This is a genomic window from Verrucosispora sp. SN26_14.1, assembly GCF_004307965.1.
Taxonomy (GTDB): Bacteria; Actinomycetota; Actinomycetes; order Mycobacteriales; family Micromonosporaceae; genus Micromonospora.
On sequence record NZ_SISL01000202.1, the window covers coordinates 1 to 10,459 of the forward strand.

10 protein-coding genes and 1 pseudogene are annotated in these 10,459 nt (G+C 70.4%); 9 read left to right on the top strand and 2 right to left on the bottom strand.

All coding sequences use genetic code 11. The annotated features are described in order from the left end of the window. Window positions 1–709 (bottom strand): heme A synthase (locus tag EYA84_RS18255; RefSeq protein WP_201272416.1); only part of this gene is annotated, 709 nt, incomplete at its 3' end. A gap of 98 nt (window positions 710–807) precedes the next feature. Between EYA84_RS18255 and EYA84_RS18260 the strand changes: the two genes are divergently transcribed. From EYA84_RS18260 to EYA84_RS18295, 8 genes are all read left to right on the top strand, one after another. Beyond that, window positions 808–1,602: a helix-turn-helix transcriptional regulator gene (locus EYA84_RS18260; protein WP_387260634.1), complete on the top strand. Its 795-nt coding sequence runs from the start codon at window positions 808–810 to the stop codon at window positions 1,600–1,602. Continuing rightward, window positions 1,599–3,029, top strand: coding sequence for a Fe-S cluster assembly protein SufB (gene sufB / locus EYA84_RS18265; protein ID WP_117227176.1), 1,431 nt, complete (start codon window positions 1,599–1,601; stop codon window positions 3,027–3,029). Before EYA84_RS18260 ends, sufB begins: the two co-directional genes overlap by 4 nt. Before the next feature lie 82 nt (window positions 3,030–3,111). After that, the gene (gene sufD, locus EYA84_RS18270; protein WP_131054270.1) at window positions 3,112–4,257 is read left to right on the top strand and encodes a Fe-S cluster assembly protein SufD; all 1,146 of its coding nucleotides are present in this window, start codon (window positions 3,112–3,114) and stop codon (window positions 4,255–4,257) included. Further along, window positions 4,257–4,583: a non-heme iron oxygenase ferredoxin subunit gene (locus EYA84_RS18275; RefSeq protein ID WP_131054271.1), complete on the top strand. Its 327-nt coding sequence runs from the start codon at window positions 4,257–4,259 to the stop codon at window positions 4,581–4,583. The genes sufD and EYA84_RS18275 overlap by 1 nt, the downstream gene beginning before the upstream one ends. Continuing rightward, window positions 4,583–5,356, top strand: coding sequence for a Fe-S cluster assembly ATPase SufC (gene sufC / locus EYA84_RS18280; RefSeq protein WP_131054272.1), 774 nt, complete (start codon window positions 4,583–4,585; stop codon window positions 5,354–5,356). Before EYA84_RS18275 ends, sufC begins: the two co-directional genes overlap by 1 nt. 25 nt (window positions 5,357–5,381) lie before the next feature. Continuing rightward, window positions 5,382–6,686, top strand: coding sequence for a cysteine desulfurase (locus tag EYA84_RS18285; protein ID WP_131054273.1), 1,305 nt, complete (start codon window positions 5,382–5,384; stop codon window positions 6,684–6,686). A 39-nt stretch (window positions 6,687–6,725) separates the two neighbouring features. Further along, window positions 6,726–7,202 carry a Fe-S cluster assembly sulfur transfer protein SufU gene (gene sufU / locus EYA84_RS18290; protein WP_131054274.1) on the top strand — a complete coding sequence of 159 codons (477 nt, stop codon included), beginning with the start codon at window positions 6,726–6,728 and terminating at the stop codon, window positions 7,200–7,202. Then, window positions 7,199–7,600 carry a metal-sulfur cluster assembly factor gene (locus EYA84_RS18295; RefSeq protein WP_131054275.1) on the top strand — a complete coding sequence of 134 codons (402 nt, stop codon included), beginning with the start codon at window positions 7,199–7,201 and terminating at the stop codon, window positions 7,598–7,600. Before sufU ends, EYA84_RS18295 begins: the two co-directional genes overlap by 4 nt. Window positions 7,601–7,715: 115 nt before the next feature. Here EYA84_RS18295 and EYA84_RS18300 read toward each other — a convergent pair whose 3' ends face one another. Then, window positions 7,716–9,584: a S8 family peptidase gene (locus EYA84_RS18300; RefSeq protein WP_131054276.1), complete on the bottom strand. Its 1,869-nt coding sequence runs from the start codon at window positions 9,582–9,584 to the stop codon at window positions 7,716–7,718. Between the two features lie 570 nt (window positions 9,585–10,154). Between EYA84_RS18300 and EYA84_RS18305 the strand changes: the two are divergent. Continuing rightward, window positions 10,155–10,418, top strand: a pseudogene (locus EYA84_RS18305) (lysine transporter LysE); the annotation flags it as partial. Window positions 10,419–10,459 lie beyond the last annotated feature (41 nt).

The window sequence follows — 10,459 nt, forward strand, 5'->3', positions numbered from 1 at the left end:
AGATGGTATAAGAGACAGCGGTGAGACCGATCAGCAGGAAGACCAGGTCGGCGTGCACTTGGGAGATGGTCTGCGGATCGAGGCCGTTGCGGACGGCGTTCGCGTCGCCCGCGTGCGGGCCGCTGCCGGTGACCGCCACGCCGACCACGATCACCGCCGCACTGACCACCACGGTCAGCCAGGTCAGGGTGCGCAGCGCGGAGGGCACGACCGGCACCTTCGGCCCGTCCGGCTCGGTCACCCGACGCCAGAGGGCGTACGCGACGAGCAGCAGCGCCATCGAGACCACGAAGTGGATGCCGACGACCGAGGGGTGCAACTGGGTGCGGACGGTGATCCCGCCGATCACCGCCTGCGCCACAATCCCGAGGACCACCGCCAGGGCCAGCGGCACCACCCCTCGGCGACGCGGCCGGTGCGCCAGCGCGGCCAGCAGCATGGCGCCCGCGATCAGCACCAGTACGAACGTGAGCAGCCGGTTGCCGAACTCGATCACCCCGTGCACGCCCATCTCGGCGGTGGTGGTGTACGAGTCGTCGGTGCACCGGGGCCAGGTGGGGCAGCCGAGTCCCGAGGCGGTGAGCCGGACCGCCCCGCCGGTGACGACGATCACCGTGTTCGCGACGATGTTGGCGTACGCGAGTCGGCGCAGCAGTGTGGTGGAGACCGAGAACCGGGCGGGTCGCTTCACGGAGCGAATCCTACGCACCGTAGTTGACGCTGATCGGGTGACTCCGCCCGCTCGGTGGTTCGGATCACCGGACCCCGCGTTTGCAGGCGTCTGGCGAATTACGTAACGTGGGCGTTGTGAAAAAGGCGGCAGGGTTCCCCGGGTACCCGCCGACGGCCGGTTCGGCCGCCGGTGGCCCGGTGCCGCCTGCCACGGAACTGCCGCCCAGCTCGGAAGTGGCGCCCGCCGCCGACCTGTCGACCCGGGATCGGGTCACCCAGTTGCTGCTGGAGCGTCGCGCCGCCACCGCCGCCCAACTCGGCGACGCGCTGGGGCTCAGCCCGGCGGCGATCCGTCGGCACCTGGACGCGATGCTCGCCGACGGCGACGTGGTCGCCCGTGAGCAGACCGTCCGCGGCCACCGGGGGCGGGGCCGCCCGGCCAAGGTGTTCCTGCTGACCGACGCGGCCCGCAGCCGCTGCGGCACCCACCACTACGACAACATGGCCACCGCGGCGCTGCGGTGGATCGCCCGTACCGGCGGCTCCCGCGCGGTGGAGGACTTCGCCGCCGAGCAGGTGGCCGCGCTGGAGGCGCGCTGTCAGGCCGCCCTGAGCGACGCCGGGGACGATCCGATGGCGCGTGCCGAGGCACTCGCCGCGGCGTTGACCGCCGAGGGATACGCTGCCAGTGCGTCCACGATCGCTTCCGGCGGCCAGCTCTGCCAGCACCACTGCCCGGTGGCGCACGTGGCCGCCGAGTTCCCTGCGTTGTGCGAGGCCGAGACCACGGTGATCTCTCGCCTGGTCGGCACCCACGTGCAGCGCCTGGCCACCATCGCGCACGGCGACGGGGTGTGCACCACGCACATTCCGGGCTCGTCGCCTGCCCAGTCCGGTAAGACCGTCACCACTGTGAGGACAGATAGATGACCGAGCAGATCGTCCAGCCCCTGACCCAGGAGGAGCAGCTCGCCGCCCTGGGCAACTACGAGTACGGCTGGGCCGACCCGGACGTCGCCGGGGCGGTCGCCCAGCGTGGCCTCAGCGAGGCGGTGGTGCGGGACATCTCGGCCAAGAAGAACGAGCCCGCGTGGATGCTCGACCTGCGGCTGAAGGGTCTGCGGCTGTTCGGGCGCAAGCCGATGCCGGCCTGGGGCGCCGACCTCACCGGGATCGACTTCGACAACATCAAGTACTTCGTGCGTTCCACCGAGAAGCAGGCCGCCAGCTGGGAGGACCTGCCGGAGGACATCAAGAACACCTACGACAAGCTGGGCATCCCGGAGGCGGAGAAGCAGCGTCTCGTCGCCGGGGTGGCCGCCCAGTACGAGTCCGAGGTGGTCTACCACAAGATCCGTGAGGACCTGGAGGAGCAGGGTGTCCTCTTCCTGGACACCGACACCGCCCTCAAGGAGCACGAGGACGTCTTCAAGGAGTACTTCGGCACGGTGATCCCGGTCGGCGACAACAAGTTCGCCGCCCTGAACACCTCCGTGTGGTCCGGCGGCTCGTTCATCTACGTGCCGAAGGGCGTGCACGTGGAGATCCCGCTGCAGGCGTACTTCCGGATCAACACCGAGAACATGGGCCAGTTCGAGCGGACGCTGATCATCGTCGACGAGGGCGCGTACGTGCACTACGTCGAGGGTTGCACCGCGCCGATCTACTCCTCGGACTCGCTGCACAGCGCCGTGGTGGAGATCATCGTCAAGAAGAACGCCCGGTGCCGTTACACGACCATCCAGAACTGGTCGAACAACGTCTACAACCTGGTCACCAAGCGCGCGGTCTGCCACGAGGGCGCGACCATGGAGTGGATCGACGGCAACATCGGCTCCAAGGTGACCATGAAGTACCCGGCGGTCTACATGACCGGCGAGCACGCCAAGGGCGAGGTGCTCTCGGTGGCCATGGCCGGCGAGGGCCAGCACCAGGACGCCGGCGCCAAGATGGTGCACGCCGCGCCGCACACCAGCAGCACGATCGTGTCGAAGTCCATCGCCCGGGGCGGCGGCCGGACCTCCTACCGGGGTCTGGTGCAGGTCCTGGAGGGCTCGCACAGCAGCGCCAGCACGGTCAAGTGCGACGCCCTGCTGGTGGACACCATCTCCCGCTCCGACACCTATCCGTACGTCGACATCCGCGAGGACGACGTGTCGATGGGGCACGAGGCGACCGTCTCCAAGGTCAGCGAGGACCAGCTCTTCTACCTGATGAGCCGGGGCCTGAGCGAGGACGAGGCGATGGCGATGATCGTGCGCGGCTTCATCGAGCCGATCGCCAAGGAACTGCCGATGGAGTACGCCCTGGAGCTCAACCGCCTGATCGAGCTGCAGATGGAGGGCGCGGTCGGCTGACCCGCCCACCGGCGGGCCGGCTCGCGTCGGCCCGCCACCCTCGCACCACAGACCGTCGTCGTGAGAACAGACCAAGGACGAGATGACTACCCAGGCTTCCGCACCGCCGCCGAGCACCAAGTCGCAGGCGCTGCGCTCGTACGACGTCGCCGACTTCCCGGCCCTGACCGGCCTGGAGGAGGAATGGCGTTTCACCCCGCTCAAGCGGTTGCGCGGGCTGGTCGGTGACGGCCGCACCGCGACCGGCACGGTCCGGCACGAGTACGCCGACCTGCCCGAGGGCGTGACGGTGGAGCGCGTCGACCGGGACGACGAGCGGGTCGGCAGCGTGCTGACCCCGTTCGACCGGATCAGCGCGCTGGCGTACGGCGGTGCCGGCCAGGCGCTGCTGGTGCGGGTCGCCCGGGAGGCCGTCCCGGCCGGGCCGGTGACCGTACGGGTGGTCGGCGAGAGCGCCGAGGGGGTGGCCTTCGGGCACACCGTCGTGCAGGTGGAGCGCTTCGCCGAGGCGACCCTGGTGCTGGAGCACGTCGGTTCGGCGACGCTGGCCGACAACGTCGAGGTGACCGTGGCAGACGGCGCGAAGCTGACGCTGGTCACCGTCTCCGACTGGGCCGACGACGCGGTGCAGGCGCAGCACCTCAAGGTGAAGCTGGGCCGGGACGCCCGTGTGGTGCACGTCCAGGCCACGCTCGGCGGCGACCTGGTGCGCCAGTTCACCACCGTCGAGTACACCGACCGGGGCGGCGAGGCCGAGCTGTACGGCGTCTACTTCGCCGACTCCGGCCAGCACCTGGAGCACCGCCAACTGGTCGACCACACGGTGCCGGACTGCCGCAGCTACGTCGGCTACCGGGGCGCGTTGCAGGGTGACAGCGCCCGGACGGTCTGGGTCGGCGACGTGCTGATCCGCGCCGAGGCGACCGGCACCGACACGTACGAGATCAACCGGAACCTGCTGCTCAGCGACGGTGCCCGGGCCGACTCCGTGCCGAACCTGGAGATCGAGACCGGCGAGATCGCCGGTGCCGGGCACGCGAGCGCCACCGGCCGCTTCGACGACGAGCAGCTGTTCTACCTGATGGCCCGGGGCATCCCGGCGGCCGAGGCCCGTCGCCTGGTGGTACGCGGCTTCTTCGCCGAGCTGCTCAACAAGATCCCGGTCGAGGAGCTGCGCGAGCGGCTCGGGGAGACGATCGAGGCCCGCCTGACCAAGGCCGGCGCCTGATGATCCGTGTCTGCGCCGTCGAGGACGTGCCGAAGGGCACCGCGGTCAGCGCCGACGTCGACGGCACCGCGATCGCGCTCGTGCACGCCGAGGACGACGTGTTCTACGCCGTGCACGATGAGTGCTCGCACGCCGCGGTGGCCCTCTCCGAGGGGGAGGTGTCCGGCTGCACCCTGGAGTGCTGGCTGCACGGCTCCCGCTTCGACCTGCGTACCGGCGAGCCGAGCGGGCTGCCGGCGACCGAACCCGTACCCGTCTATCCCGTCGAAGTCCGCGACGGCGACATCTACGTCAGCCTGACGCCGAGTAATGGAGTGACCCGATAATGAGCACCTTGGAGATCCGTGACCTGCAGGTGTCGGTCAAGCTGCCCGAGGGTGAGCTCAAGCCGATCCTGGCCGGTGTCGACCTGACCGTGCGCTCCGGTGAGACGCACGCGATCATGGGCCCGAACGGCTCCGGCAAGTCGACCCTGGCGTACTCGATCGCCGGTCACCCGAAGTACGAGATCACCGGCGGGTCGGTCACCCTCGACGGCGTCGACGTGCTGGAACTCTCCGTCGACGAGCGGGCCCGCGCCGGTCTGTTCCTCGCCATGCAGTACCCGGTCGAGGTGCCCGGCGTGTCGGTGGCGAACTTCCTGCGGACGGCCAAGACCGCGCTGGACGGCGAGGCGCCGAAGCTGCGTACCTGGGGTGGCGAGCTGCGCGGTGCCATGGAGCGTCTGCACATGGACCCGGCCTTCGCCCAGCGCAACGTCAACGAGGGCTTCTCCGGCGGTGAGAAGAAGCGGCACGAGATCGTGCAGCTCGAACTGCTCAAGCCGAAGATCGCCATCCTCGACGAGACCGACTCCGGCCTCGACGTGGACGCGCTGCGCGTGGTGAGCGAGGGCGTCAACCGGGTCCGCGACACCGGTGACACCGGCCTGCTGCTGATCACCCACTACACCCGCATCCTGCGCTACATCAAGCCCGACTACGTGCACGTCTTCGTGGCCGGCCGGATCGTCGAGGAAGGCGGCCCGGAGCTGGCCGACAAGCTCGAGGAAGAGGGCTACGAGCGGTACGTCGCCGGGGCCGGGTCGGCGCGGGCCTGAGCCGAGGGAAGGGCCGGTCACCACGATGACCACCATCGCGATCCCGTCCGGGATGCCGCAGTACGACGACGTGCCCGGCTACGACGTGGCGGCGGTACGCGCCGACTTCCCGATCCTCGATCGGGAGATCAACGGGCATCCGCTGGTCTACCTGGACAGCGCCAACACCTCGCACAAGCCGCGCCAGGTGCTCGCCGTGCTGGACGAGCACTACCGCCGGCACAACGCCAACGTGTCCCGGTCGGTGCACACCCTGGGCACCGAGGCGACCGAGGCGTACGAGGGGGCCCGGGCGAGGATCGCCGCGTTCGTCAACGCGCCGAGCGTGGACGAGGTGGTGTTCACCAAGAACTCCACCGAGGCGATCAACATCGTGGCGTACGCCTTCTCCAACGCCTCGCTGCGCGCCGACGGCGACCCGCGGTTCCGGCTCGGGCCCGGTGACGAGGTGGTGATCTCCGAGATGGAGCACCACTCGAACATCGTGCCGTGGCAGTTGCTCTGCGAGCGGACCGGTGCGACGCTGCGCTGGTTCCCGGTCACCGACAACGGCCGGCTGGACGAGTCGGGGCTGGCGGACCTGGTCAACGAGCGGACGAAGATCGTCTCGCTGGTGCACATGTCCAACATCCTCGGCACGGTCAACGCCACCTCGCGGATCACCGCGCGGGTGCGCGAGGTGGGTGCGCTGCTGATGCTGGACTGCTCGCAGTCGGTGCCGCACATGCCGATCGACGTGGTCGACCTGGACGCCGACTTCATCGTCTTCACCGGGCACAAGATGTGCGGCCCGACCGGCATCGGGGTGCTGTGGGGACGGGCCGAGCTGCTGGCGGCGATGCCGCCGGTCTTCGGTGGCGGTTCGATGATCGAGACGGTGTCGATGGACGGCTCGACGTACGCGCCGCCGCCGGCCCGCTTCGAGGCGGGTACGCCGCCGATCGCCGAGGCGGTGGCGCTCGGTGCGGCCGTGGACTACCTGACCGGCCTCGGCATGCGGGCGATCCAGTGGCACGAGAAGCGGCTGACCGCGTACGCGTTGGACGCTCTGGCCACCGTGCCGGGCCTGCGGATCTTCGGTCCGGAGGTGCCGGTGGGTCGGGGTGGCACGATCTCGTTCGACCTGGCCGACGTGCACCCGCACGACGTGGGGCAGGTGCTCGACTCGCTCGGCGTGCAGGTGCGGGTCGGTCACCACTGCGCCCGTCCGGTCTGCCGGCGCTTCGGGGTGCCGGCGACGACGCGGGCCTCGTTCTACCTGTACACCACCACCGAGGAGATCGACGCCCTGGTCGCGGGTCTGGAACAGGTGCGGACGGTGTTCCGGTGAGCCGGGCCACGCCGGGCGCGTCGACGGGAGGTCGGCCCGATGCAGCTTGAGTCGCTCTACCAGGAGATCATCCTGGATCACTACAAGCACCCGCACGGCCGTGGCCTGCGGGACGCCGCCGACCCGGCGGCGCAGGTCGGCGAGGCGCACCACGTCAACCCGACCTGCGGCGACGAGGTGACCGTCCGGGTGGCCACCGACGGCACCGTGCTGCACGACGTGTCGTACGACGGCATGGGCTGCTCGATCAGCCAGGCGTCGGCGAGCGTGCTGCACGAGCTGCTGACCGGCCGCGACGCGGCGGCGGCGTTCGAGGTGCACGAGGCGTTCGTGGCGTTGGTGTCCGGCCGTGGCCAGGTCACGGCGGACGAGGAGGTGCTCGGCGACGGGGTGGCGTTCGAGGGTGTCGCCCGCTATCCCGCCCGGGTCAAGTGCGCGCTGTTGCCGTGGATGGCGTTCAAGGACGCCGCGGCACGCGCCGGTGTGGGCGCGAGCCCGACGGAGGTGAAGGCATGACCGAGGAAACCAGCACGCCGGAGAACGGGGGCGTGGCCACCGAGGCTGCCGCGCCGGTCGCGGCGACCGGCGGCAAGGCCGCCGCCGCCGACATCGAGGAGGCGATGAAGGACGTCGTCGACCCGGAGTTGGGCATCAACGTGGTCGACCTGGGCCTGGTGTACGGCGTCCACGTCGACGACGACAACGTCGCGACCCTGGACATGACGTTGACCTCGGCGGCCTGCCCGCTCACGGACGTGATCGAGGACCAGACCCGCCAGGCGCTGACCACCGGTCCGGGTGGTGGCCTGGTCAACGACATCCGGATCAACTGGGTCTGGCTGCCCCCGTGGGGGCCGGACAAGATCACCGACGAGGGGCGCGACCAGCTCCGCTCGCTCGGCTTCAACGTCTGACCTGACGACACGGCGCCCGGAGCCCGGCCGATGGCCGGAACTCCGGGCGCTGTCGTGTGTGCGCCGTGCCTTCTGTGGTGTCGGGCGGTGTGACCCGCCCGACGCGACAGTCAGGTCACAGGCTCAGCGTCCAACTGTCCAGGTAGCCGGTGTCGGCGCTGGCGGAGTCCTGGACCCGGAGCTTCCAGGCGCCGTCGGCGGCCTTGCCGGACAGGTCGCGGGTGTAGGTCTGGAAGATGTTGTCGGCGCTGCTGCCGGTGCGGTTGTGCAGCACGTACGCGGTGCCGTCCGGGGCGATCAGCGAGACGGTCAGGTCACCGATCCAGGTGTGGAAGATGCGCACCTCGACCGTGCTGGCCGCGCTGGCGGCGCGTCCGCACCCGTGGATGACGATCGTGCTCTCCACGGTGCTGTTGTCGTTGATCGGGTAGTCGGTGGCGTTGCCCTGGGTGCAGCCGGGCGGGCCGTTGACGGTGAGCGTGAAGGTGGCGCCCTGGGTGGTCTCCGGCCCGGTGCCCAGCACGGTCACCGTGTAGAGGCCGGGCACGGTGCCGGCGGCGGCGCTCAGGGTCAGCGTGGCGGTGTCGCCGGAGGTGACCGTGGTCGGGCTGAAGCTCGCGGTCACTCCGGCCGGCAGGCCGCTGACGCCGAGCGCGATGCTGTGCGGAGTACCGACCGTGGTGGTGGTGCCGACCGTGGTCGTGGTGGAGCTGCCCGGGTCGACGGCACCGGCCGCCGGGGTGAGGGTGAGGGCGAAGTCCTGGGTGGGCGGCACGATGTTGCCGGTGTAGAGCAGCTTGTTCGGGGAGCCGACGCCCGGGTTGGTGACCACGTTGTCGGTGGCGTCGGCGACCAGCAGGTCGCGGATCTGCTGCGGGCTGTAGCCGGGGTTGGCGGCCACGGCCAGGGCGGCGGCGCCGGCCACGTGCGGGGAGGCCATCGAGGTGCCGTTGATGGTGTTGGTGGCGGTGTCGCTGCCGATCCAGGCCGAGGTGATCGTGCTGCCGGGGGCGAAGACGTCCAGGCAGGTGCCGAAGTTGGAGTAGCTGGCGCGGGCGTCGGTGCTGGTGGTCGCGCCGACGGTGATCGCCTCGGGGGTGCTGGCCGGCGAGTAGTTGCAGGCGTTGGCGCCGCTGTTGCCGGCGGCGACGGCGTACACCACGCCGTCGGCGATGGAGCGGGCGACCGCGTCGTTGGTGGCCTGGTCGCGGCCACCGCCGAGGCTCATGTTCGCCACCGCCGGCTCGCCCGGCTGGTGATCCGCGGTGACCCAGTCGATGCCGGCGATGACCTGCGCGTAGGTGCCGCCGCCGCTGTTGTCCAGCACCCGTACGCCGACCAGGGTCACGCCCTTGGCCACGCCGTACGCGGTGCCGCCGACCGTGCCGGCGACGTGGGTGCCGTGACCGTTGCCGTCGTCGGCGCTGCCGCCGTCGATGGCGTCGAAGCCGGAGACGGCCCGCCCGCCGAAGTCGGTGTGGGAGAAGCGGATGCCGGTGTCGATGATGTACGCGGTGACGCCGGTGCCGTCGTTGGGGTAGGCGTAGCTGTTGTTCAGCGGCAGCGAGCGCTGGTCGATGCGGTCCAGTCCCCAGGACGGGGTGGGGGACTGGGTGCCGGCGATGCTGACGGTGCGGTTCTGCTGGACGTACTCGACGGACGGGTGGGCCGCCAGCCGCTTGGCCGCTCGTTCGGTCAGTCGGGCCTCGAAGCCGCGCAGGGCGTCCTGGTAGGTGCGGGCGATGCTGCCGCCGTGCCGCCCGGCGAGGGTCTTGGCGGTGGCCCCGACCTGTGCCCGGCTCACCGCCGAGTCCTTGAGCACGACGATGTACGAGTCGGCGACGGCGGCGGCGTCGCCGGCGTGCACGATCGCACCCTCCGCGGGGGCGGCCTGGGCGGGTGCGGCGACCGCCACCAGGGCGAGTGTGGCCGCGGCGGTGAGGGCGAGGCGCCAGGGACGCCGGGACGGCTGGGAGAGGAGCATCTCCCGCCTCCTTTCGATGCGCAGCCGGGCCGTTTGTGACGGGCCGACCGGTGACCGTGGAACGGACTGACACAGATGGTAGGACCTCAACGCATCGAAGTTGAGAGATATAATTCGTCCCGCGAATCGCGTAGCATGGTGGATTTCGGCATCCACGATCTTGAATCATTTACCCGAAACAAGCCGGAAACGTCGGTCATTGGTGGGTGGCAGAGCTTGTCCGTTGTGGATGGTCTTCGACGTTCCGTGGTCAGGACTTGTTTCGGTTGGCGAGTCGGGTGTGTCCGCTACTGATCCACATGATTCGACCGGGAACGATTGTCGGGCGGCAATTCGTCGCGGGGGATGTTCGCAATTCGGTCCCATTGACGAGACGCGTGGATAGATGGCCGTGACGCGTCGGCCGGGACACCCGGTGGGAGCCGCCCGTAAATGCGTGGCACCCGTCGGGCGGGGGACGCAGGATGGCGGCGTGCGAACGTACCCGATGATGCCCCGCCCGGTTGCCGTGCCCGTCGCCACGGGCCGACAGCCGGTCGCGCCCGGGTCCCCGCCACCTGATCCGCTGTCGTGACCGGCGCGTTCCTGGCCGGCGTGGTCGCCGGCTACGGCGTCGCCATTCCGGTCGGCGCCATCGCGGTGCTCATCGTGGGGCTCACCGCCCGCACCTCGTTCCGGGTCGGTGCCTCCGCCGCGCTCGGGGTGGCCAGCGCCGACGGCCTCTACGCCGCGCTCGCGGCGTTCGGTGGCGCGGTCGTGGTCGGCTGGCTCGCCCCGCTCGCCACACCACTGCGGCTGGTCGCCGTCGCGGTGCTGCTCGCCCTCGCCGCACACTGTCGATTATACACATCTCCGAGCCCACGAGACTAGCGCTC

What these genes read in the sequence shown, in the direction of transcription:
- sufB (WP_117227176.1), top strand. Translation starts at nt 1,599, where the DNA reads ATGACCGAGCAGATCGTCCAGCCCCTGACCCAGGAGGAGCAGCTCGCC.
- sufD (WP_131054270.1), top strand. Translation starts at nt 3,112, where the DNA reads ATGACTACCCAGGCTTCCGCACCGCCGCCGAGCACCAAGTCGCAGGCG.
- EYA84_RS18275 (WP_131054271.1), top strand. Translation starts at nt 4,257, where the DNA reads ATGATCCGTGTCTGCGCCGTCGAGGACGTGCCGAAGGGCACCGCGGTC.
- sufC (WP_131054272.1), top strand. Translation starts at nt 4,583, where the DNA reads ATGAGCACCTTGGAGATCCGTGACCTGCAGGTGTCGGTCAAGCTGCCC.
- EYA84_RS18285 (WP_131054273.1), top strand. Translation starts at nt 5,382, where the DNA reads ATGACCACCATCGCGATCCCGTCCGGGATGCCGCAGTACGACGACGTG.
- sufU (WP_131054274.1), top strand. Translation starts at nt 6,726, where the DNA reads ATGCAGCTTGAGTCGCTCTACCAGGAGATCATCCTGGATCACTACAAG.
- EYA84_RS18295 (WP_131054275.1), top strand. Translation starts at nt 7,199, where the DNA reads ATGACCGAGGAAACCAGCACGCCGGAGAACGGGGGCGTGGCCACCGAG.
- EYA84_RS18300 (WP_131054276.1), bottom strand. Translation starts at nt 9,584, where the DNA reads ATGCTCCTCTCCCAGCCGTCCCGGCGTCCCTGGCGCCTCGCCCTCACC.